Raw genomic sequence first — 22425 nt, 5'->3', positions numbered from 1 at the left:
CCTCCAAGAATATGAATCCCATGTCACGGAATGACACATCATTCCGTTTGTGACGACTGTATCATCGCTCGGGTGACCAAGCCATCGACCCGAGCCGTCGAACGCCGCAAAGCCGAACTGCGCCAGAGCATCATCGACACCGCGTTCGCCTGCTTCGCGGAGAAGGGCTATCACGCCACCGGGATCGCCGATATCGCAGGTCAGCTGGGTATCGGGCACGGAACCTTCTACCGCTACTTCGCCAACAAGCGCGACATCATCGACCACGTCATCGACGACCTGTCCGGCCGGATCGCGGAAACCCTCGGCACCGAGAACGCACCCGACGCGGCCACCAGCCTCGACGAATACCGCGCGCAGCTGGACCGGATCGGCACTTCGCTGACCCGCATCCTGATCGACGACCGCCGGATCGCGCAACTGCTGCTCTTCCACGCCACCGGCATCGACGACGAACTCACCGCGCGGCTCTACGGCCTGCTCGACACCGCCGACGCGCTGACCGCCGGCTATCTCGAGCACGGTGTCGAACTCGGCTATCTGCGCGCCGATCTCGACACCGTCCACACGGCCAAGGCCGTCACCGGCATGCTGCTCGCCGGCATCGTGCACGGGCTGCGCGATCCCGACGAGGCCGCCATCGACGCGCTCACCGAGGCCATCCGCCGCCTGCTCGTCGACGGTGTGCGCAAGGACTGAGTTCGTTTGCGCGCGTTCAGCAAAGCCCCGGCATCGCGTGTCGGACCCTGACACAATATGGCGGGTGATGACCCCCGAGGACGTCAGCAGAATCCATTTCGCCATGCCGCCGGTCGGCCATCGCGGCTACCACGCCGAGGAGGTCGACGCCTTCCTGGAATTGGTCGCCGCGACCCTGGCGGGAACCGGCGTCCTGACCGCCGACGACGTACGTCACGTGCATTTCGACGCGCCCCGCTTCGGCGGCCGCGGCTACCAGGCCGACCAGGTCGACGAATTCCTGGACCGGGTGCGGATCGAATTCGAGATCCGGCAGCGCGGAAACCGCCCGGTGCCCGCGGGAGTCACCGGATCGGTGTCCACGACCCTGCTCACCCCCGACGACGTGCGCCGGATGCGATTCACCCGGTCGCCGGTGGGGCGGCGCGGATATCACGAAGACGAGGTCGACGCGTTCCTCGATCTCGTCGCCGCCACGCTCACCCACGACGGGCCCGGCAGCCTGACCGTCGCCGATGTGCGCGACGTGCACTTCACCGATGCGCGGGTGGGAACCCGGGGATACGCCCGCGACGAGGTGGACGCGTTCCTGGATCTGGTCGTCACGGCGCTGCGGAAGAGCCAGTGAGCTCAGCCCCGGACGCTCTGTAATTCGGCCTCGGCCAGATCGTCCGGGAAGACGAAGCGCCGGAACGCCCAGAAACGGAAACCCATGGCCAGCAGCACACCCAGAATCTGGCCGGTGACGAAATTGGCCACGGCCTGGGTGAACGGGCCGACATGGGGCACCCGCAGATTCAGCACGTACAGCGAGATCGCCTGCGGCAGCACGGTGACCGCGATGCCCAGGGCGCTCACCGCGAAGAACAGGGCCGCCTCGTGATGGCGCTGCCGCCCGCCTCGCGTACGGAAGGACCACTCGCGGTTGAGGATGTAGGAGGCGATGATCGCGATCAGCACGCCGAGCAGGCGCGCCGTCAGCGGCTTGTCGCCCAGCACCGTCAGCTTCGTCGCGTAGACCACGCCGGTGTCGATGAACCAGGTGACAGCGCCGACCACCGCGAATTTCATCAGCTCACGGTGCTGAATCGCCTTGGAGCGATACGGCTCCGGCAAACGGTCGACGACTGACTGCACCACGGTCATGCGACCGACTGTAGCGGGGAGATCAGCGACGCGCCCGTCGGCCCGCGCGCCTAATACCCGTTCGGCGAACTGACCTGTGGCCGAACCTCGATCGAGCCGTACGCCAGATCGGCGGGCGGCACCAGCCCCAGGTGCTCCCACGCGGCCGCGGTCGCGACCCGCCCGCGCGGTGTCCGCGCGACCAACCCCGCCCGGACCAGGAACGGCTCACACACCTCCTCCACGGTCGCGGCCTCCTCCCCCACCGCGACCGCCAAGGTCGACACACCGACCGGTCCACCGTTGAAACCGCGGACCAGCGCGCCCAATACGGCCCGGTCGAGCCGATCCAAGCCGAGTACGTCGACGTCGTACACCTCCAGCGCCGCATGTGCGATCGGCCTGGTGATCCGGCCGTCGGCGCGGACCTCGGCGAAATCGCGCACCCGGCGCAGCAGCCGGTTGGCGATACGGGGCGTGCCCCGCGAGCGGCCCGCGATCTCCGCCGCGGCGTCCCGGTCGATCCGCACGCCGAGAATCTGGGCCGACCGCAACAGGATTCGCAGCAGCTCGTCCGGTTCGTAGAAATCCATGTGCCCGGTGAAACCGAAGCGGTCGCGCAGCGGACCGGTCAGCGCACCCGACCGGGTTGTCGCGCCCACCAGCGTGAACGGGGCGATATCCAGCGGAATCGAGGTCGCGCCGGGGCCTTTGCCGACCACCACGTCGACCCGGAAATCCTCCATCGCCAGATACAGCATCTCCTCGGCGGGCCGGGCCATGCGGTGGATCTCGTCGATGAACAGCACATCACCCTCGACCAGATTGCTGAGCATGGCCGCGAGGTCTCCGGCGCGTTCCAGGGCCGGACCCGAGGTGATGCGCAGTGCGGTACCGAGTTCGGTGGCGATGATCATGGCCATCGAGGTCTTGCCCAGCCCGGGCGGGCCCGACAGCAGCACGTGATCGGGGGTGCCGCCACGCTGTTTCGCGCCGCGCAGCACCAGGGTGAGCTGTTCCCGAACGCGCGGCTGGCCGATGAAATCGTCCAGTGATTTCGGCCGCAAGCTCGCCTCGATCTCGCCGTCGGAGGTCAAATAACCGGCGGTGACCTGGGATTCGTCCTCGTGCTCCATACGCGCCTATCGGTTCTTGCCGAGCAGGCTGAGCGCGGCGCGCAGCGCGGCGGCGGTATCGGCGGCGGGCTGATCGGCCAGCACCGCGTCCACGGCCTGCTCGGCGTGCTTGAGCGGGAAGCTGAGACCTGTCAGCGCCTCCACCACCTGATCGCGCACCGGCGTGACCGCGGCGCCACTACCGGGTGGACCGTCCTGCACCGGAATGAGATTCACCTTGTCGCGCAGTTCGACGACCATGCGTTCGGCGCCGCGCTTGCCGATGCCGGGCACCCGGGTCAGGGCGGCCACATTGCTTTCGGCGAGCGCTTTGCGCAGCGCTTCGGGTTCCAGGACGGCCAGCACCGCCATGGCCAGGCGCGGGCCGACGCCGGACACGGTTTGCAGCAGGCCGAACAGGTCGCGGGATTCGGTGTCGGCGAAGCCGAACAGGGTCTGCGAATCCTCGCGCACGATCATGGCGGTATAGAGCCGGATCTCCGCGCCGCGGGTGAGCGTGGCCAGGGTGGCCGGGGTCGCGTTCAGGCGGTAGCCGATACCGCCGGCCTCGATCACCGTGTGGTCGAGCGCGATTTCGAGCACCTCACCGCGTACCGACGCGATCACCCGCGTACCGCCTTTCGTTGTTCGGCCAGTTTCTGCTCGTACCGCTTGCGCGCCTGCGCCGCCTGCGCTTCGGCTTTCGCCATCCGGTCCAGCAGGGGCGCCCGCCAACAATGACAGATCGCCAGCGCCAGCGCATCGGCCGCGTCGGCCGGTTTCGGCGCCACCGCCAGACCCAGGATCCGGGTGACCATCGCCGTCACCTGCGCCTTGTCGGCGGTACCGTTGCCCGTCACCGCGGCTTTCACCTCGCTGGGCGTGTGGAAGGCCACCGGTATGTCGCGCCGGGCCGCCGCGAGCGCGATCACCCCGCCCGCCTGCGCGGTGCCCATCGCGGTGCGCACATTGTGCTGGGCGAAGACCCGTTCGATCGCCACCGCCTCGGGTTCGTGTGTGTCCATCCACAATTCGGCGGCGTCGGCCACCTGCATCAGCCGCTGCGCCAGGGCCATCTCCGGCGGGGTGCGCACCACGTCGACGGCGAGAGCGGTGACCTTACGGCCGTGCCCGCTCTCCACCATGCTGAGCCCGCACCGGGTGAGCCCGGGATCGACGCCCATCACCCGCACGAAAACCCCTCTCCCAGAGACGAACAACTGTTCGAGAGTCTAGTGGAAGAGGGCACGGCACTCCGCAAGGACACGAACTTCAGTTCACCCGAGCGGCGAACGCCGCGCCGAAACGAGTTCGGGGCGGTCCCGCACGATGCGGGGCCGCCCCGAATTCCGGTGCTGCCGAAAGGCTCTCAGTCCTCGAGCTGGGCCAGGACCTCGTCGGAGATGTCGACGTTGGTGTAGACGTTCTGGACGTCGTCGCTGTCTTCCAGGGCGTCGACCAGCTTGATCACCTTGCGCGCGCCGTCGACGTCCACCGCGACCGACACCGACGGCTGGAAGCCGGACTCGGCGGAGTCGTAGTCGATGCCGGCGGACTGCAGGGCCTGGCGCACGGGGATCAGATCGCCGGGCTCGCTGATCACCTCGAACGAATCACCGAGGTCGTTGACCTCCTCGGCGCCCGCGTCGAGCACGGCCATCAGCACATCGTCCTCGGACAGGCCGTTCTTCTCCAGGGTGACCACACCCTTGCGGCCGAACAGGTAGGCCACCGAGCCCGGATCGGCCATATTGCCGCCGTTGCGGGTCATCGCGACCCGGACCTCGCCCGCGGCGCGATTGCGATTGTCGGTGAGGCACTCGATCAGCACGGCGACGCCATTGGGGCCGTAGCCCTCGTACATGATGGTCTGCCAGTCCGCGCCGCCGGCCTCTTCGCCGCCGCCACGCTTGCGTGCGCGCTCGATATTGTCGTTGGGAACCGACGACTTCTTCGCCTTCTGGATGGCGTCGTACAGCGTCGGATTACCACCCGGGTCGCTGCCACCCGTGCGCGCCGCCACCTCGATGTTCTTGATCAATTTGGCGAAGAGCTTGCCGCGCTTGGCGTCGATCCCCGCCTTCTTGTGCTTGGTGGTGGCCCATTTGGAATGGCCGCTCATGCCCTACTTCCTTCAGGTCGAATTGCACGTGTGGACGTGTCTACGTTACCGGCGGGCAGCGGTGCGAAGCGTGCGGCCAGCCCGCGCCCGGCCGAGCGGACAACTTCCCCAGCTTACTCGGCCGGTCACGGACACCCCTCGAGGGCGGTCCTACAGCGTGATGCCGTATGCCTCGTCGAAGCACGCACCCGCGATGTACTCCGGTGTCGCGTAGGCGAATCCGTCGTCACCCCAGGCCGTCCCCCAGCTGTTGCGCAGGATGATCCGGCCGTTGGCCTGGTAGCCGACAGCGGCGACCGCGTGCCCGCCACGCACCGTGTTCGGCTGGAACGTGCTCAGCACACCGCCGGTGGCGGTGGCGTTGTCCCAGGTGGCGTCGACGCCGAGGCCGATCAGGATCGGGCCGTGATTGGCCAGCCACGACTTCCAGTTGTCCAGATTCAGCCGCAGGTTGAAGTAGGAGGCCACCCGGTTCTGCGCGGCCTGGGCCCAGAACACGGTCTCGGGGCCGGTGTACATCTTGGTGGCGATGTGGAACGGGAGCACCTCCTCCCGGACGACACCGTAGTTCCGGCACACATCCACCGCGGCTTTGAGCGAGGTGCCGCCACCTTCGATGAAGGTCTCCGGCCGCTGGACGAACTCGTCGGTCTCCTTGGAGCTCATCCAGATGAATCGCGGCGACACCCGGTCGGCCTTGTCCATGCGGTTCGCGGTCACCAGGTGATAGCGCATGAGGCCGTCGCCGGTCGCCCACCCGACACACGAGCCGGTGTCCTCCTGATTGCTGACGGTCCACCAGTCGCGGCGCAGGTCGACCGAGGGCGGCAGCGCGGCCACCGCTCCCAGCGTGCCGACGGCCACCGCGTCACCGAACGTCCAGTCCCGCGCGGTGTCGCGGGAGGGGACCAGATTGCACACCCGGGCTGCGGCCGGGACATATCCAGAATTCGTCATGGCAATGCGTCTTCTCATCCGAGTGGTGCGGGGACACCACCTCCGGGACTGCGGTTATGCCCGGATCGCATCATCGTCGCGCGCGAATCGGCGGCTCGCGCGAGTACCGGATACTCGTTTTCGGGCCGGTTGCCCGGCGCGGCGCTACGCGGTCGGCCGGGAACTACGCGGCGCGGACCATCGACACGAACAGCTCGTGTACGCGCAGATCGCCGGTGACCTCGGGGTGGAACGAGGTGGCCAGCACGTTGCCCTGCCGGGCGGCCACGATCCGGCCCGCGAACGGACCGCTCGGCACCGTCGCCAGCACCTCGACGCCCGCGCCCGCGCGCTCCACCCAGGGCGCGCGGATGAACACCGCGCGCACCGGGCCGTCCAGGCCGGTGAAGTCCAGATCGGTCTCGAACGAATCGACCTGGCGGCCGAAAGCGTTGCGGCGCACCGTCATATCGATACCGGACAGATGCTTGGCGTCGGCCCGGGTGTCGAGCACCTCGGAGGCCAGCAGGATCATTCCGGCACAGGAACCGAAGGCGGGCATACCCGCCCGCAGCCGGGCGCGCAGCGGCTCGAGCAGTTCGAAGGTCTCGAGCAGTTTGCTGATCGCGGTGGACTCACCACCCGGCAGGACCAGCGCGTCCACCGACTCCAGTTCGGTCAGGCGCCGCACGCTGATCGGCTCGGCGCCACAGTGCTCGAGCGCGGCGAAATGCTCACGCACATCACCCTGTAGCGCCAGTACGCCGATCCGGGGCGTACCGGACGCGCGCCGCGCCTGCTGTTCGGCGATCATCGACTGCTGACCCACGTCACCGTCCTCTCGTAATACCCCGGAACACTACGGTGACCGGCGATGTGGGCGCGCTCACGCCGTTCACTGGGCGCGCAGCGTCCGGATCAGACCCTCCTGCACGACCGCCGCGACCAGTTCACCCCGGCGGTTGAAGATCTTGCCGCCGGTGAGCGCGCGGCCGAAACCGGCCGACGGCGAGGACTGGTCGTAGAGCAGCCAATCGTCGGCGCGGAACGGGCGCAGGAACCACATGGCGTGATCCAGGGACGCGTTCTGGGTCTCCTCGTCCGGGTGGATCACCTTGGACGAGCCGAGCAGCGTCATATCGCTCATATAGGCCAGCGTGCAGACATGGAACAGCGGATCGTCGGGCAGGGCGTGCCGGTAGCGGAACCAGACCTGCTGCTGGGAGACGACGCCGTCACGCCGGGACACCTCCTCCGGCGGCACCGGGCGGATATCCCAGTGCTCCCATTCCCGCATCGCCCACAGGCGTTCCGGGCTCATGGTGGTCTTGGCGTCGGGCAGGCCCTCGGGATCCGACGCCGTCGGCATCACATCCTGATGCTCCGGGCCCTCGTCACCGGAGTGGAAGGAGGCGGACATGGTGAAGATCGCCTTGCCGTCCTGCACCCCGGTCACCCGGCGGGTGCAGAACGAGCGGCCGTCCCGGATCCGATCCACCAGGTAGACGGTCCGCTCCTCCGGGTTGCCCGGCCGCAGGAAGTAGCCGTGCAGCGAATGCACCTGGAACCGCGAATCGACGGTGCGCACCGCCGACACCAGCGCCTGCCCGGCCACCTGCCCGCCGAAGGTCCGCGGCAACTGGGTCTTGGTGGATGCCCCGCGGAAGATATCGCGTTCGAGCCGCTCGATCTCCAGCGCCTCTTCGATCGTCGCCATGGCGCAACAGTATCCGCCCGGCCCACGTCACACGCGCGCGACCGACGCTCTGAAAGCTATCGCGCCGCCGCGTCTCAGGCCGGGCAGGCGGTGGAGGTCTGGCCGGCGAGCTCGAGCATCTGGCAGACCCACTGTTTCTGGACCTTCCACTGGCCGTTCTCGGCGACGAAGGGGACGTCGGCGATGCTCTCCTGACCGTTGAACACGAGTTTCGCCTTGGCGTTGATGGTGTCGCCGAAGGGGATGACCTCGATGACCTCGACGGTGGCGTTCGCCGCGCGGTAGGCCTCGGCCAGGCGGCCCGGCAGTTCCGGGTCGGCTTCGGCGCCCTGGATCCACTGGAGTTTCTCCGCGTTCGGCACGTTCGGATCCAGCGCGCGCTGCAACTGGGCGTTCAGGTCTGCGGCGCTGGGGACAGCGGGAGTGTCCACGGCACTGGTCTGCGGACTGCTGGTCGACGTGGGCCGCGGCGCCGGTGTGTCGTCCGTGCCGCAGGCGGTGAGGCCGAGGGCCGAGACCGCGGCCAGGCCGGCCAGGGCGATACGTCCGGAATTTGGAAGCTGCAACTGCTCGTCCTTTGTTCGGTCAGCGTTGAAGCCCGAAGCTATCCAGCCGCTCTGTGGGGACCGTAAGACGGCGGTGAGCCGTCGCCAAGAGTTCGCGCATGATGAGACATCGTGGTCGCCCGGGATCAACCCGATCGTCCGACGATACGGACGGCGCGATCGAGCTGATCACCCCGGTTCAGAACGGCAGTCGCCCGATCCGGGTGTTCTGGAATGTGGTGAACAGCCAGGTTCCGTTGGTGCGCACCGCGACTCGCGTCTGCACCGAGCGCGCGTCCGGCGGCGCCGGCTCACCGGGCCGAGTCGGTTTGTCACCCACCGTCACCAACACGGCGAGGTCGGGGGCCGGGAAACGGATCGTGCGGGTGTCGGGTTCGGCCATCCGGGTGCCCTTCATGAATCCGTCCAGCCCTTCCTGCATCACGGTCGCGAGTTCAGCTCTGCCCTGGATGAATTCGCCGATCACCGAGACGAAATCGGCGTCGGGGGTGAAGGTGGCGGCGAAGGCGGCGCCGTCACCGGCGGCCCAGGCGTCCATCTGCGCGCGCAGCAGCGCGAGCACGGCGGTTTCGTCGTTCATGCCCGCTCCCGTCGCAGGCCCGCGAATTCGAGGGCGGCGCAGGTCGCGACGAAAGCCGCGCCCGCGAGCAGGAACATCCGGCCCGGCATCGTCAACGGGATGACATCGACGACGGCGAGTTCCACCAGCACCAGCCCCGACACCGCGTTCGCCGCCGCCACCGCACCGGCCGCACGCGCGGGGATCTCGGGATAGCCCGCGATCAGCAGCAGCGCCGTAGCGCCGCCCAGCATGGCCACCCCGAACGGGATCGACCAGCTGGTCGGCAGTCCGAGTGGCTCGCGCAGGACCGGCGCGGTGGCCAGCAGGAAGATGCCGAACGCGCCGGTGCTCCACCCGTCCACGCGCAGGGTGGCCCGTAACCCGGGCCCGGTATCGAGTTTCATCGAGGTCGTCATGGCGACGACGCTGCCAGCCATCGGGGCATGGTCTCAATGACCTCGGAGGTCATGGCGGCCGCGCGCCGGAGTTCGTTAGCCTGTCGAAATGACGAACGCGGTGCGGCAATCTCCGGTCGGCGGGCTGCTGCGGGAGTGGCGGCAGCGCAGGCGGCTGAGCCAGCTGGAGCTGGCCCTGGCCGCCGACAGTTCCGCGCGCCACCTGTCCTGCGTCGAGAACGGCAAGTCACAGCCGAGCCGGGCGATGGTCCTCAAACTCTGCGATGTACTGGAAGTGCCGCTGCGCGAACGCAATACGGTGCTGCTGGCGGGCGGGTTCGCCCCGGAGTACCGGGAGCGCAGCCTCGACGACGTCGAGTTGCGCTCGGCACGCACCGCGATCGAGGCCATGATCACCGCGCACGAGCCGTATCCGGCGGTGGTGGTGGACCGCTACTGGAATGTGGTCACCACCAATCGGGCGATGCGGTTGTTCGAGGGCGAGGCCGACCCCGAGCTGCTGGAGCGGCCCAATGTGTACCGCCTCGCCCTGCATCCGGGCAGCCCGGAGGCCACCACCTACCTGGTCAATTACGCCCAGGTCCGGGAGTACCTGCTGGAGCGGCTGCTCGGCCAGGTGCGCGGCACCGGCGACCCGGTGCTGCGCGAACTGTACGAGGAGGTCTCCCGATACCCGGTGCCGCCCGGCAGCCGTCCGGATCCGCAGGCGCCCAGCGGCTTCGCGGTGCCGCTGCACATCGCCACCCCGGGCGGCGACCTGCGCATGTTCAGCACCATGGTCACCTTCGGCGCGCCCTCGGACGTGACGCTCTCGGAGCTGGCCATCGAATTGTTCTATCCCCTGGACGAATTCACCGCGGCCACACTGACCCGGCTGTTCGAGGTCACCACCGCCGATGCCGGTGCAACTCGCCGATCGCGGAATCACCCGGCACGGCGTCCTGGCTCGGCCAGTACCGGCTGGGCCGGCGACGCACGAGGGGACCGGGCTCGCCGATCTCGCTGACCACCACCTGCAGCAGGGTCACCACCGTCACCATGCTGACCGCGACGATCAGCGGCGTGAGCAGCTGTCCGGCGTGCGCCCCCGAGGGCGGGTGCAGATGGTCGGCGACGTGCGCCCGCATGGAAAACATTCCGGTGTAATGCATTCCGCTGACGGCGATGCCCATGATGAGCGCCGCGCCGATGGTGGCGGCGAGGCCGCGCACGTGCAGGGTGAACCACAGCGCGGCGGTCGCGGCGACCACCGCGATCACCAGTGACAGCAGCACGATCCACGGGTCGTAGCGCACGGCGGCGTCGGTCTTCATCGCGTACATGCCCGAGTAGTGCATGGCGCCGACTCCGAGGCCGGTGATGGCGCCGCCGGTGAGCAGGGCGGGTAGGTCGCCGTTGCGGCGCACCACGATCGACAGGCCGATCCAGACGACGCCCATCGCGATGACCGCGCTGAACAGGGTGACCGGGACGTCGTAGCGAATGGTGGTGTCGCGGACCGAGAAACCGAGCATCGCGATGAAGTGCATGACCCAGATGCCGGTGCCGCCGAGCGCTATCGCGCCGGTCGCGACCCAGCCGCCGTGTCCGTCGCCGCTGCGGGCGCGAACCATGCAGCGTAGCGCCAGCAACGACCCCGTGACCGACATGACGTAGGCGAGGACAGGTGTAAGCCAGCCATAGGTGAACTGGTCGATCTCCAGCATGCGGACTCCTTGCCAGAAGCGTGTATTCGACTGTGCTCACCGGTGATTCGTCCGACAGTAGCCCGATACTCGCAGGTAGTAAATTTACCGAACGCAGCTCCTAGAAAATTAGCTGACGTTTGCTGGGCGGTATGCGCGCAGGTAGCGGGCACACCGCCGACCACCCGGGCAACCCGGAGATTTATGTATGTCCCCCTTGACATTTCGCATCCGCGCAGCAAATGCACTGGGACAGAACAAAACCGCCGGACGGTCCCGAAAGACCGTCCGGCGGTTGAGTTCTCGGCGAATTACCAGCCGCGTTCGGCGAGCCGGTGCGGCTGCGGGATCTCGTCGACATTGATGCCGACCATGGCCTCGCCCAGCCCGCGCGACACCTTTGCCAGCACGTCGGGGTCGTCGTAGAAGGTGGTGGCCTTGACGATGGCGGCCGCCCGCTCGGCCGGGTTGCCGGACTTGAAGATGCCGGAGCCGACGAACACGCCCTCGGCGCCCAGCTGCATCATCATGGCGGCGTCGGCGGGGGTGGCGATGCCAGCCCGTTGGCCACGATCATTGCCGCCCAGGGCAAACAAAAGTTCGCGTGGCGTCGGCCTCAGCGACCAGAGTCGCGAAGGCCTCTTCCGTGAGAGCTTGGAGAAGATCACACGGTGACTGGCTACGCCCCTCACCCGTCGGCGGCAGCGCGACGTTCGGCAATTGCCACCAGTCGAGCATCGCAGCCGCGAGGTCCGTCGGCTGATCACCCTTGTAACGTCCGGACAGGTCTCGGTTGATCTCGGCAAGTGCGTTGATGATCTTCCCGTCACGGAATTGGAAGCTCGGGTAGAACTTGATCCCACCGAGCTCGATCTCGATTACGACGCGATAGCGGATGTAGGTCCGCAGCAGCTGTCGCTGGGCAGCCTTCTTCGCTCGCTCTTCTTGCTCAGCGGTACGTGGCGAACTCGACTTGTCTACCTCAGCGCCGAAGAGCATTGCACGCGTATCGACCGCTGTGCGGGCCTCGGTGCGATCGAGCAGGTCAGCGGCAAGCATGGCGCGATGATCGAGCTTCATACGGCAGTCCCACATCCGGTTCGTCCGCCAGCCGTCAGGGAACCCGAGCTGACTCAGACTGAATCCGATTTCAGTGGACTGTTTTTCAATGAAGTCCGCGATGTCGACGATGGTAGAACGTTGCGGGTCGATGCTCAACAGCAGGTGTCGCATGATGACCAATACGCCATGGAGTCTGTTGCACACACCCTTGTCGACGAGGATGGAAAGCCGATCGTCCGGTTGTTTCCTCGATTGTCCGGGCGCATCGATCAGAACATCGAACACGCGGTTCCACGTGCGTCCATAGTGCGCACAGATGTTCCGCACATTTCGAAGATTGTTGAGCCAATTCGCGAAAGCACCACGGTCACCCCGGCCATCAGCGGTGTTCACCTGGAATCGAGCCGCGAGAATCTCCTGGTCCACTTGCGGCATCAACAAGTACAAGTTGCTGAGGAGGCCGAAAGACATCACCTCGGTGGCAACCCAGATCGGTAAATGCGGCCCATATTTCTCGCGAAAGTGCACAACGAAACGATCTTTCGCGCGCGATTCGTGACGATCGAACTCCTCGAGCCATTCGATATAGGATGTGATCGGCTCAGTCGAACCGTCTGGCTCCACCGCGCGCACGGCACCTAGCGCGTGCGGATCTCGATGGGCGAACCGATCGATCTTGCCTACGCGGTGCCCGATGAAGAATCGAAGCGAAACCTCAATCGTGCTGAGCGCATTACCCAAACGCGCGCGCAACTCCTGATCAAAGTTGTACAGGTCGACCACATGGCGCAGAGACGTCCCCTCGACGAAAGAGTCGAGTCGGACCTCGCGTCCCTCGCTATCGAACTCAGCTGCCGGAGGCACAGGACGCATGCGGTAGAGATGCCAGTATCCGGACAGGCGATAGTAGCCGTGACGTCCCAGAACAGCAGATGCGTAGGCATCAGTCCCGCAGTCCATGCCACGCTTCCGCAACTGGCGAATCTGCTCAGGCACCGTCAGAAACGGCTTCGCATAGCTGCTGTCTGGGGCTGTCACACTCAGCTTCCGAGTCCGTAGCAGAAGGGGTGAGATAGAGAACAAGCCCGCGTCTCATCTAGAGATGCGAGCTTGTCGTATTGAACTCAGCCTAGCGACCCCGCAAGGCGTCCGTCAATCAGCCGCTCCTGGGCCACGAAACCATCCGGCAACAAGGGTGCGGTTCCGGACTTCGGGTTTGCTCCGGTCGAGCTTCTACCAGCCGCGTTCGGCGAGCCGGTGCGGCTGCGGGATCTCGTCGACATTGATGCCGACCATGGCCTCGCCCAGCCCGCGCGACACCTTTGCCAGCACGTCGGGGTCGTCGTAGAAGGTGGTGGCCTTGACGATGGCGGCCGCCCGCTCGGCCGGGTTGCCGGACTTGAAGATGCCGGAGCCGACGAACACGCCCTCGGCGCCCAGCTGCATCATCATGGCGGCGTCGGCGGGGGTGGCGATGCCACCGGCGGTGAACAGCACGACCGGCAGCTTGCCGGTCTCGGCGACCTCACATACCAGCTCGTAGGGCGCCTGCAGCTCCTTGGCCGCCACGAACAGCTCATCCTTGGGCAGCGCCGACAGCTTGCGGATCTCCGCCCGGATCTGCCGCATGTGGGTGGTGGCATTGGAGACGTCGCCGGTACCGGCCTCGCCCTTGGAGCGGATCATGGCGGCGCCCTCGGTGATCCGGCGCAGCGCCTCACCCAGGTTGGTGGCGCCGCAGACGAAAGGCACCGTGTACTGCCACTTGTCGATGTGGTTGGCGTAGTCGGCCGGGGTCAGCACCTCGGACTCGTCGATGTAGTCGACGCCGAGGCTCTGCAGGATCTGGGCCTCCACGAAGTGGCCGATCCGGGCCTTGGCCATGACCGGGATGGAGACCGCGGAGATGATCCCGTCGATCATGTCCGGATCGCTCATCCGGGAAACGCCGCCCTGGGCGCGGATATCGGCCGGCACCCGCTCGAGCGCCATGACGGCGACGGCACCCGCGTCCTCGGCGATTTTGGCCTGCTCGGGGGTAACCACATCCATGATCACCCCACCCTTGAGCATCTCGGCCATGCCGCGCTTGACGCGCGCGGTGCCGACTGTGTTGGTGGATTCGGGCGTGGTCACGGCAGTCTCCTGAGTCATCGGTGCCTTCGGATCGCTGAAGAACTATCGACCCGATTCTAGGCCCGCCCGAAAAGCCACTTGATAGCCAGTTGGAGACCACTGGCCTGGTACCGGACCGGATCAGATCGGCGCGACCACCAGCAGTGTCGCCCAGTACTCCGCGGCCGCCGGGCCCATGAGGGGCAACAGGAAATCGTAGAGCAGGTACGACATGAGCGAACTACCTCCATAAACCGAATCGGAACCACCCCAGGGCAATTGGGGCGACGACGCCCGCGACAGGGTACGTCCCGAACGGTTTACCCAGCGGACGTCGATCCAGTCCGAAGCTAGCACGATCGTGAATCAGATCACAGCTAGCGGATGGAGGTGACCTCCAGATCGTCGGCGGTGGAGATGGCGGCCACGGCCGCGGACAGCAGCTCGTCCAGGTGATACGGGTAGACGGTCTCGCCCGAGGCGTCCAGTGCGGTGATATCGGCGGACGTGCACCATTTGTTCGCCGTGATGGACCGACGCTCGATGGTCGTGAGATTGCCCGCGTGCGGTTCGAACGCGGGCACCCGCAGCACGAAGAACAGCTCCTCGGCCCGGATCAGCTCGCGATTGAACGGAAAGACGGCCACCCGCCGCCAGATCGGCCCGCGCAGGGTGGCCGGATCGGCCTCGTAACCGGTCTCCTCCCACAGCTCACGCACCGCCGCCGCGCGCAGCGACTCCCCCGGTTCGACGCCGCCGCCGATGGTGAACCAGAACGACACTTCGGGGGTGACCGGGTCGTTGCCGCGCATGAGCAGCACGCGGTCGTTCTCGTCGAGCAGCACCACCCGGGCCGAGGTGCGCACGGTGTCGACCTCGAGGCCGGTGGCCGCCGCGGGCGTCACCCGCTCGGTGATCTCGAAGTAGGTGGGCAGCGGCGCGGTGCCCGCGATGTGCAGCAGCCGGACCGGGCGCCGGGTGCGCAGCGCGAGGGTGTCGCGGACCGCGTCGTTGTGGAAGCGCCGGGCGATGAGCACGCGCGCCTCGGCGTCGGCGAGCTCGGCGACCAGCTGCGGGCGCAACTCGGCGATGTCGACCATGGACAGCGCACCGGAGAGCTGGTTCTCCGCGGTCTCGCGATCGGTCCGGCAGGCCCGCTCGGCCTGTGCGGCCAGCGTGGACAGGCGTCTGGCCGCCTCGGTGTCGGACAGCGCCGGCGCGACCGACCGCGCCACCACCGCACGCCGCGCCAGCGCGCTGTCCAGCGCCTGCCAGGACTGATCGGAACGCACGTGCAGGCGGTCGAGCCGGTTGGCCGTGGAATAGGCCCACACACCGATCGACAGCACCACCGCCGCGACGAGCGCGAGAACGAGGACCGTGGTCGCGGAGAAGGTGATCATCCGGCGGCCCGCACCCGGGTGTGGCCGACTGTGACGGTCTCGTAGACCCGCAGGATCTGTTCGGCGACCACCGGCCAATCGTATTCGCCCACCACCTGGGTGGCGGTCTGCACCAGCGCCGCCCGGCGCGCGTCATCGGTCAACAGCTCGTCCAGGGCCGCGGCCAGGCTCTTCGAATCGCCCACCGGGATCAGTCTGCCCGCCGTGCCGTCGCGCAGCACGCGGCGGAACGCGTCCAGCTCGCTGGCCACCACCGCCGTCCCGGCCGCCATCGCCTCGATCAGGATGATGCCGAAGCTCTCCCCGCCCAGATTGGGCGCTACGTACACATCGGCGCTGCGCATGGCAGAGGCCTTCTCCTCGTCGGAGACCTGGCCGAGAAAACGCAGATGCGCGGCCAGCGGGCCCGCCTCGCGGCGCAGTTTGTCCTCGTCGCCGCGTCCGACGATCAGGACCTGCACCCGCGGATGCCGCCGCACCAGCTCCGGGAGCGCGCCGAGCAGCACCGCCATCCCCTTGCGCGGTTCGTCGTAGCGGCCGAGGAACAGCACCGTCCCGCCGGGTCTCGGATAGCCCTCCAGCATGGGCGCGCGGGCGAACGCGGGCACGTCCACACCGTTGGGAATCTCCACCGCGTCCGAGCCCAGCGCCTCCACCTGCCAGCGTCGCGCCAGCTCCGACACGGCGATCCGGCCGCTGATCTTCTCGTGGTAGGGCCGCAGCACGCCCTGGAACGTGCTGAGCACCAACGATTTCGTGGTCGAGGTGTGGAAGGTGGCGACGATCGGCCCCTCGGCGATCTTGAGCGCGAGCATGGACAGCGACGGCGCATTCGGCTCGTGGATGTGCAGCACATCGAAATCGTTGCCGTCGATCCAGCGCCGGATCCGGGTGTAGGCCATGGGCCCGAACGACAGCCGCGCCACCGACCCGTTGTACGGGATCGCGACGGCCCGCCCGGCCGATACCACGAACTCCGGCAGCGGCGTCTCCTCGGACGCGGGCGCGAGCACGCTCACCCTGTGCCCGCGTTCGATGAACACCCGCGCCAGCTCCACCACATGGGCCTGCACGCCGCCCGGCACGTCGAACGAGTACGGACAGACCATGCCGATCTTCATCGAGCGTCCCCGCCGCGCTGCTGCGCGGTCGCGATCCGCTCCAGGCGTTCGGTGGACAGGTCACCCGCCCACAGTGGTTGCAGCATGTGCCAATCCGCCGGGTGTGCGGCGATATTCGCGGCGAACCGATCGGCCAGCGCCTGCGTCGCCTCTCCTACCCCAGCCGAAACATCCAGGGGCGCTTCGGTCTTCATTCCCCAGCCCTCGCGGCCGTCGGCGGTGACGGTGAACCAGGTGTGCACCGGGATCAGCGCCGCCCCGGTCTCGATGGCGAGTTTCGCGGCGCCGGCGGGCATCCAGGTGCGCTCGCCGAAGAAGTCGACCGGCACGCCCCGGCCGGTGAGGTCGCGCTCACCCATCAGGCACACCACCTTGTTCGCCCGCAGCCGCTGCGCCAGCGCCGCGAACGGCGGCTGCTCACCACCGGTGAGCGGGAACACCTCGAAGCCCAGACTCTCCCGGTAGGCGACGAACCGCTCGAACAGCGACTCCGGCTTCAACCGCTCCGCGACCGTGGCGAACGGGCCGTTGTTCTGTACCAGCCAGACACCGGCCATATCCCAGTTGCCGGAATGCGGAAGCACCAGCACCGCACCGCGACCGCGCTCCAGCGCCTCGTACAGGTGGGTGATGCCCTGCACCGAGAGCTCGCGGCCCAGCGCCGCGTGATCCATGCCCGGCAACCGGAACGCCTCGCGCCAATACCGCGCGTAGGACCGCATACTGGCCTGCACCAGCTCGTCCGGCACCGCCGCCGCCGTCACACCGAGCACGCGGGCGAGGTTGCGCCGCAACTGCTTCGGCCCGCCGCCGGCGGCGACGCGATCCGCGCCCACGTCGAACAGCGTGCGCGCCGCGGATTCCGGCAGCCCCCGCACCAGCCGCCACCCGGCCGCGTAACCCCGGTCGGCCAGCACCGCCCGCACCTTGCTCATCCCCCGAACCCTCCTGTCGCGCTGCGCTTTCCAGCATCCCGAAACCCGGAGGCGCCGGTCACGGCGTCTCCGGGGCCTGCGGTCGCGCGGGCGCGATCACCGTGCGCGCGCCCGGCGAATTACGGACGGCCAGCACCCGCTGGAACACCGTCACGATGCTCAGCACCGCCAGCACCCACATCGCGATATGCACGGCCCAGGTCAGCCATTCGATATCCCAGTATCCGCCGATTCCGGTGAATCCGGCGCCGACCAGCACAATGATCAGCCGATCCGGACGTTCGATCCAGCCGCCGTCGGCCGAGAGCCCGCTGGCCTCGGCGCGCGCCTTCGCGTACGAGATCACCTGCGAGGTCACCAGCACCACCAGCGTGGCGAAGAACAGCCAGCGGTTCTGCTCGTGATACACCGCCCACCAGGCCAGTCCGCCGAAGATCGCGCCGTCGGCCACGCGGTCGCAGGTCGCGTCCAGCACCGCACCGTATTTCGTGCCGCCGCCCCGCGCCCGGGCCATCGCGCCGTCGAGCATGTCGAACATGACGAACAGCCAGATCACCATGGTTCCCCAGAACAGGTGACCGGACGGGAACAGGGTGACCGCGGCGGCGATCGAGGCGGCGGTACCGATGACGGTGACGGCGTCCGGGGTGAGCCCCGTGCGCACCAGCGCCTTGCCCAGCGGCGCCGTCGCTTTCGCGAACGTCTCCCGACCGAAGAAGCTCAGCACCGGGTCAGTCCATCTCTTTCCAGGCGGTGGCCAGGAGGGACCTGGTCTCCCGCAGCAGCTGCGGCATCACCTTCACCCCGCCGACGACCGTGATGAAGTTCGCGTCACCGCCCCAGCGCGGCACGATGTGCTGATGCAGGTGGTCGGCGAGCGAACCACCCGCCACCCCACCGAGATTCAGGCCGACATTGAAACCGTGCGGGCGCGAGACGTTCTTCATCACCCGGATCGCCCGCTGGGTGAACGCCATCAACTCGGCGCCCTCCGCCTCGGTGAGCGCTTCGAGGTCGGCGACGCGCCGGTACGGCACCACCATCATGTGGCCCGGGTTGTACGGGTAGAGGTTCAAGACCGCGTAGACGAGTTCACCGCGCGCGATGATGAGCCCGTCCTCGTCCGACATCGTGGGAATGTCGGTGAACGGATGCCCGGTCGCGTCCGCCGGTCGCGGCTTGCCGGCTGCCTCGGCGATGTAGGACATCCGATACGGCGTCCACAGTCGTTGCAGCCGATCGGGTTCCCCCGCGCCGCGGTCGACGATGTCGGATTCGAAATCGCTGTCGGTCATTGTCCGGCCCGGACGATCTCGAAGCCCTCGGCGGTCGGTGAGTCGTTGACCCGCCCGCGCACCCACGCCTCGATGGTGGCCACCGCGTCGGCGGTGGGCACCCCGTTGACCTGGGTGCCGTCGCGGAATCGGAAGCTGACCGCGCCCGCGTTCACGTCCCGTTCGCCGGCGAGCAGCATGAACGGGATCTTCTGCGCGGTGTTGTTGAAGATCTTCTTCTGCATCCGGTCGTCGCTGCGGTCGACCTGGGCCCGGATGCCCCGGTCCTGCAACTGCTCGATCACCGAATCCAGGTGCGGGGCAAAGGCTTCCGCGACCGGGATGCCGACCGCCTGTACCGGTGCGAGCCAGGCCGGGAACGCGCCCGCGTAATGCTCGGTGAGCACGCCGAAGAACCGTTCGATGGAGCCGAACAGCGCGCGGTGGATCATGACCGGGCGGTGCTTGGCGCCGTCGGGGCCGGTGTACTCCAGCTCGAAACGCTCGGGCAGGTTGAAGTCGAGCTGGATGGTCGACATCTGCCAGGTGCGGCCGAGCGCGTCCTTGCACTGCACGGAGATCTTCGGGCCGTAGAAGGCGGCGCCGCCCGGATCCGGGACCAGCTCCAATCCCGAGGCCGAGGCGACCTCGGACAGGGTCGCGGTGGCCTCGTCCCACAGCTCGTCGGACCCGACGAACTTCTTCGGGTCCTTGGTGGAGAGCTCCAGGTAGAAGTCGTCCAGGCCGTAGTCGGCGAGCAGGCCGAGCACGAAGTTCAGGGTGTTGGTGAGTTCCGCGTGCATCTGCTCTTTGGTGCAGTAGATGTGCGCGTCGTCCTGGGTCATGCCGCGCACCCGGGTGAGGCCGTGCACGACGCCGGACTTCTCATAGCGATACACCGAGCCGAATTCGAACATCCGCAGCGGCAGCTCGCGGTAGGACCGGCCGCGCGCCCGGAAGATCAGGTTGTGCATCGGGCAGTTCATCGGCTTGACGTAGTAGTCCTGGCCGGGCTTGCGCACGGTGCCGTCGTCGTTCAGCTCGGCGTCCAGGTGCATGGCCGGGAACATGCCGTCCCGGTACCAGTCCAGGTGACCGGAGACCTCGAACAGATGCCCCTTGGTGATGTGCGGGGTATTGACGAACTCGTAGCCGGCCGCGATATGACGGCGGCGCGAGTACTCCTCCATCTCCTTGCGGATGATGCCGCCCTTGGGGTGGAACACCGGCAGGCCGGAGCCGAGCTCGTCGGGGAAGCTGAACAGGTCCAGTTCCAGGCCGAGTTTGCGGTGGTCGCGGCGTTCGGCCTCCTCGAGCAGGCGCAGGTACTCGTCCTGGGCCTCGGTGGACTCCCAGGCGGTGCCGTAGATGCGCTGCAGATCCTCGCGGTCCTGATCGCCGCGCCAGTACGCCGCCGAGGACCGGGTCAGTTTGAACGCGGGGATGAACTTGGTGGTGGGGATGTGCGGGCCGCGGCACAGATCGCCCCAGACACGTTCGCCTGTGCGCGGATCGAGGTTGTCGTAGATGGTCAACTCGTTACCGCCGACCTCCATCACCTCGGGATCGTCGATACCGGACTTGTCGCTGATCAACTCCAGCTTGAACGGCTCCTTGGCCAGTTCGACGCGAGCGTCCTCGACCTCGATCACGCGGCGCGAAAAACGCTGTGCGCCTTTGACGATCTTCTTCATCCGGGATTCCAGCTTGGCCAGATCCTCGGGCGTGAACGGGCGCTCGACCTGGAAGTCGTAGTAGAAGCCGTCCTTGATCGGCGGGCCGATGCCGAGTTTGGCCTCGGGGAACTCCTGCTGCACCGCCTGGGCGAGCACATGCGCGGCCGAATGCCGGATCACGCTGCGGCCGTCCTCGGTGTCGGCGGCGACGGCCTGCACCTCGACATCGGTCTCGGGAGCCCAGGACAGATCCTTCAGCGCGCCCTCGGCATCGCGGACCACCACGATGGTGTCCGGGCCCTTGGTCGGCAGGCCCGCCTCCCGCACCGCAGCGCCGGCCGTGGTCCCGGCCGGCACCCGGACGAGCGCGGCGGGGGGCTTGGGGGCTGAGGTGGTCACGGCGGCCTTCTCCTTGGCGTTTCTGGTGGGCGGGCATTTCCCGCACGCGTCGGCACCGGTAAGCGGTCACTCCGGCGCGACCATGCTAGCTGGCCCGCCTCCCCCCGGCTCTGGCCAGACTCGTGTGCGACGCGATTTTCGTTGGCGGCCACCGGCCACGGAAGCGGCCGGACCGGGTCGACCTGCGTGCTCAGCTGCCGGTCGCGAGTCCTCCCAGCAGGGCTTCTCGTTCCGCGGCAGGCCTTTTCGGGCAGCTGGTGCACATCTGGCAGCCCGGCACCTCGAAGACCAGGCAGCAGGAGATGCGCCGGACGAAGGTGCGGCCGTTGATCTCGACGAAGCGCGGCACCGGCAGTTTGCCGCCCACGTCGGCGGCCAGCCGGGCACCGGCCTGCGGATCTCCCGCGTCCAGCGCTCGATTGCCGGCGGCGTCGGCGACGATCGCCCACAGCGACGGGACGCCCGCGCCGGACACGGCGGCGACCACCGGGACGAGGGCCGCGAGGGTGGCGCGCAGAGCGGCGGCGGCCTCGGCGCGATGCGACCAACCGGCGTCGTCGTCGGGCAGGTCCGCGGGCACGGCACCGGTCCGGATGTGGATGCGCTCGATGCCGCCGTCCGGCCGGACCTCGCAGTGCAGCCGGTCCAGGGCGGGCGCCGGCGCGGGCCGGTGCTGTGCGTAGGCCCGGGCCGACTGCTCGACCAGTGCCGAGGCCGCCATGCACCACCACAGGGTGCCCGCGACCCGCGGCACCGTGGTACCCCAGGATTCGCCCATCTCCGCGATCCGCGCGGCCAGCCACTCCGGCTGGGTGAGTGCGCTCCCGGGAACGGGCCCGCCCGTCGCCCGGCCGACCTCCCCCGCCGAATCGTTGCGCGAGGCATTCACCATGTCAAAGGACTGAGCAACCACTTCGATTCGACTCCGATCCAGCCGCCGACCATTCCGAATGTACCGAGCAACCACAGTGTCGCGAGCACGATCAGGCAGGTGCCGATCGCGGCGCAGGCCTGCACGAACAGCCCGCGCGCGGCGAACCAGGCCATGAACTTGTCGTACCGGTGCCGCAGCCAGCCCAATGCCTCGCGCGCCCAGGCGAATTCGGTGGCGAGAATACCGAGACCGGCGAATACGATGACCCAACCGGGGCCGGGGTAAGGGATCGCGGCGATGCCCAGAATCAAAACGGCCAGGCCCACCACGCCCACCACGATCCGATAGGCGAGATTCAGGGTAGGCCGCTCGGTGATCGCGTCGCGGAAGGCGCGCCAGCGGCTCGGCTCGGCAATTTCGGTCTGTTCCAGCTCGGTACTCACACCAGCAACAGTACGAGGCGCCCACCGAAGGGGTTCTTACGAAATCCTTGCCGTCGCGCGAACCCGCCCGGAACCCGGGGCGGGGTGGGGCGGGGTAATATAAGTATGAGGTGTGGTGGAGACTGAGACAGGATCGGCACACCCCCACCCGAGACCAACCCCACCCCCCCCCGCGCGCGA

At 67.8% G+C, this 22425-nt stretch carries 24 protein-coding genes and 2 pseudogenes; 3 read left to right on the top strand and 23 right to left on the bottom strand.

Annotation, left to right across the window (positions count from 1 at the left end; translation table 11 throughout):
* The first annotated feature begins 30 nt into the window (after positions 1–30).
* The gene (locus ACFVMC_RS22700; RefSeq protein WP_379213155.1) at positions 31–699 is read left to right on the top strand and encodes a TetR/AcrR family transcriptional regulator; all 669 of its coding nucleotides are present in this window, start codon (positions 31–33) and stop codon (positions 697–699) included.
* A 67-nt stretch (positions 700–766) separates the two neighbouring features.
* Entirely contained in the window at positions 767–1327 is a 561-nt protein-coding gene (locus ACFVMC_RS22695; protein ID WP_379213293.1) for a DivIVA domain-containing protein, read from the top strand.
* 2 nt (positions 1328–1329) lie between these two features.
* On the opposite strand, the gene ACFVMC_RS22690 is transcribed toward ACFVMC_RS22695, so the two are convergent.
* From ACFVMC_RS22690 to ACFVMC_RS22640, 11 genes are all read right to left on the bottom strand, one after another.
* Positions 1330–1845: a GtrA family protein gene (locus ACFVMC_RS22690; protein ID WP_379213154.1), complete on the bottom strand. Its 516-nt coding sequence runs from the start codon at positions 1843–1845 to the stop codon at positions 1330–1332.
* 50 nt (positions 1846–1895) lie between these two features.
* Positions 1896–2960, bottom strand: a complete 1065-nt coding sequence (gene ruvB, locus ACFVMC_RS22685) for a Holliday junction branch migration DNA helicase RuvB (RefSeq protein WP_379213152.1) — start codon at positions 2958–2960, stop codon at positions 1896–1898.
* A gap of 6 nt (positions 2961–2966) precedes the next feature.
* A complete protein-coding gene (ruvA, locus tag ACFVMC_RS22680) occupies positions 2967–3566 on the bottom strand; it encodes a Holliday junction branch migration protein RuvA (protein ID WP_379213150.1) in 600 nt (199 codons plus the stop codon).
* Entirely contained in the window at positions 3563–4132 is a 570-nt protein-coding gene (gene ruvC, locus ACFVMC_RS22675) for a crossover junction endodeoxyribonuclease RuvC (RefSeq protein WP_379213148.1), read from the bottom strand. The genes ruvA and ruvC overlap by 4 nt, the downstream gene beginning before the upstream one ends.
* Positions 4133–4308: 176 nt before the next feature.
* Positions 4309–5061: a YebC/PmpR family DNA-binding transcriptional regulator gene (locus ACFVMC_RS22670; protein WP_379213146.1), complete on the bottom strand. Its 753-nt coding sequence runs from the start codon at positions 5059–5061 to the stop codon at positions 4309–4311.
* Between the two features lie 150 nt (positions 5062–5211).
* The gene (locus ACFVMC_RS22665) at positions 5212–6018 is read right to left on the bottom strand and encodes a C1 family peptidase (RefSeq protein ID WP_379213144.1); all 807 of its coding nucleotides are present in this window, start codon (positions 6016–6018) and stop codon (positions 5212–5214) included.
* Positions 6019–6181: 163 nt separating this feature from the next.
* Positions 6182–6811 carry a pyridoxal 5'-phosphate synthase glutaminase subunit PdxT gene (gene pdxT / locus ACFVMC_RS22660; RefSeq protein ID WP_379213291.1) on the bottom strand — a complete coding sequence of 210 codons (630 nt, stop codon included), beginning with the start codon at positions 6809–6811 and terminating at the stop codon, positions 6182–6184.
* An 81-nt stretch (positions 6812–6892) separates the two neighbouring features.
* Positions 6893–7714, bottom strand: coding sequence for an acyl-CoA thioesterase (locus tag ACFVMC_RS22655; RefSeq protein WP_379213142.1), 822 nt, complete (start codon positions 7712–7714; stop codon positions 6893–6895).
* Between the two features lie 74 nt (positions 7715–7788).
* Positions 7789–8280: a hypothetical protein gene (locus tag ACFVMC_RS22650; RefSeq protein WP_379213141.1), complete on the bottom strand. Its 492-nt coding sequence runs from the start codon at positions 8278–8280 to the stop codon at positions 7789–7791.
* A gap of 178 nt (positions 8281–8458) precedes the next feature.
* Positions 8459–8860 carry an SgcJ/EcaC family oxidoreductase gene (locus tag ACFVMC_RS22645; protein ID WP_379213139.1) on the bottom strand — a complete coding sequence of 134 codons (402 nt, stop codon included), beginning with the start codon at positions 8858–8860 and terminating at the stop codon, positions 8459–8461.
* Positions 8857–9279: a hypothetical protein gene (locus ACFVMC_RS22640; protein WP_379213137.1), complete on the bottom strand. Its 423-nt coding sequence runs from the start codon at positions 9277–9279 to the stop codon at positions 8857–8859. The genes ACFVMC_RS22645 and ACFVMC_RS22640 overlap by 4 nt, the downstream gene beginning before the upstream one ends.
* 67 nt (positions 9280–9346) lie before the next feature.
* Here ACFVMC_RS22640 and ACFVMC_RS22635 point away from each other — a divergent pair.
* A pseudogene (locus ACFVMC_RS22635) lies at positions 9347–10075 on the top strand (helix-turn-helix domain-containing protein); the annotation flags it as partial.
* Between the two features lie 67 nt (positions 10076–10142).
* On the opposite strand, the gene ACFVMC_RS22630 reads toward ACFVMC_RS22635, so the two are convergent.
* The 12 genes and pseudogenes from ACFVMC_RS22630 to ACFVMC_RS22575 form a co-directional block, all read right to left on the bottom strand.
* A complete protein-coding gene (locus tag ACFVMC_RS22630; protein ID WP_379213135.1) occupies positions 10143–10964 on the bottom strand; it encodes an MHYT domain-containing protein in 822 nt (273 codons plus the stop codon).
* A 290-nt stretch (positions 10965–11254) separates the two neighbouring features.
* Positions 11255–11500 (bottom strand): annotated as a pseudogene (locus tag ACFVMC_RS22625) (pyridoxal 5'-phosphate synthase lyase subunit PdxS); the annotation flags it as partial.
* A gap of 16 nt (positions 11501–11516) precedes the next feature.
* Positions 11517–13043 carry an Abi family protein gene (locus ACFVMC_RS22620; RefSeq protein ID WP_379213133.1) on the bottom strand — a complete coding sequence of 509 codons (1527 nt, stop codon included), beginning with the start codon at positions 13041–13043 and terminating at the stop codon, positions 11517–11519.
* A gap of 195 nt (positions 13044–13238) precedes the next feature.
* Positions 13239–14141: a pyridoxal 5'-phosphate synthase lyase subunit PdxS gene (gene pdxS, locus ACFVMC_RS22615; RefSeq protein ID WP_379213131.1), complete on the bottom strand. Its 903-nt coding sequence runs from the start codon at positions 14139–14141 to the stop codon at positions 13239–13241.
* A gap of 356 nt (positions 14142–14497) precedes the next feature.
* The gene (locus tag ACFVMC_RS22610; protein ID WP_379213289.1) at positions 14498–15520 is read right to left on the bottom strand and encodes an NUDIX domain-containing protein; all 1023 of its coding nucleotides are present in this window, start codon (positions 15518–15520) and stop codon (positions 14498–14500) included.
* A complete protein-coding gene (locus tag ACFVMC_RS22605; RefSeq protein WP_379213129.1) occupies positions 15520–16644 on the bottom strand; it encodes a glycosyltransferase family 4 protein in 1125 nt (374 codons plus the stop codon). Before ACFVMC_RS22605 ends, ACFVMC_RS22610 begins: the two co-directional genes overlap by 1 nt.
* Entirely contained in the window at positions 16641–17579 is a 939-nt protein-coding gene (locus tag ACFVMC_RS22600) for a phosphatidylinositol mannoside acyltransferase (protein WP_379213127.1), read from the bottom strand. The genes ACFVMC_RS22605 and ACFVMC_RS22600 overlap by 4 nt, the downstream gene beginning before the upstream one ends.
* A gap of 58 nt (positions 17580–17637) precedes the next feature.
* A complete protein-coding gene (gene pgsA, locus ACFVMC_RS22595) occupies positions 17638–18306 on the bottom strand; it encodes a phosphatidylinositol phosphate synthase (RefSeq protein ID WP_379213126.1) in 669 nt (222 codons plus the stop codon).
* A 4-nt stretch (positions 18307–18310) separates the two neighbouring features.
* Positions 18311–18874: an HIT family protein gene (locus ACFVMC_RS22590; RefSeq protein ID WP_379213125.1), complete on the bottom strand. Its 564-nt coding sequence runs from the start codon at positions 18872–18874 to the stop codon at positions 18311–18313.
* A complete protein-coding gene (gene thrS, locus ACFVMC_RS22585) occupies positions 18871–20928 on the bottom strand; it encodes a threonine--tRNA ligase (protein ID WP_379213123.1) in 2058 nt (685 codons plus the stop codon). Before thrS ends, ACFVMC_RS22590 begins: the two co-directional genes overlap by 4 nt.
* Positions 20929–21118: 190 nt before the next feature.
* The gene (locus ACFVMC_RS22580) at positions 21119–21820 is read right to left on the bottom strand and encodes a (2Fe-2S)-binding protein (RefSeq protein WP_379213121.1); all 702 of its coding nucleotides are present in this window, start codon (positions 21818–21820) and stop codon (positions 21119–21121) included.
* A complete protein-coding gene (locus ACFVMC_RS22575) occupies positions 21814–22245 on the bottom strand; it encodes a TIGR02611 family protein (protein WP_379213120.1) in 432 nt (143 codons plus the stop codon). The genes ACFVMC_RS22580 and ACFVMC_RS22575 overlap by 7 nt, the downstream gene beginning before the upstream one ends.
* Positions 22246–22425 lie beyond the last annotated feature (180 nt).

The sequence above is a fragment of the Nocardia sp. NPDC127579 genome (genome assembly GCF_042672005.1).
GTDB lineage: Bacteria > Actinomycetota > Actinomycetes > Mycobacteriales > Mycobacteriaceae > Nocardia.
The sequence above is the reverse complement of the archived record's forward strand: the minus strand, read 5'-3'. Positions and strand labels throughout refer to the sequence as shown.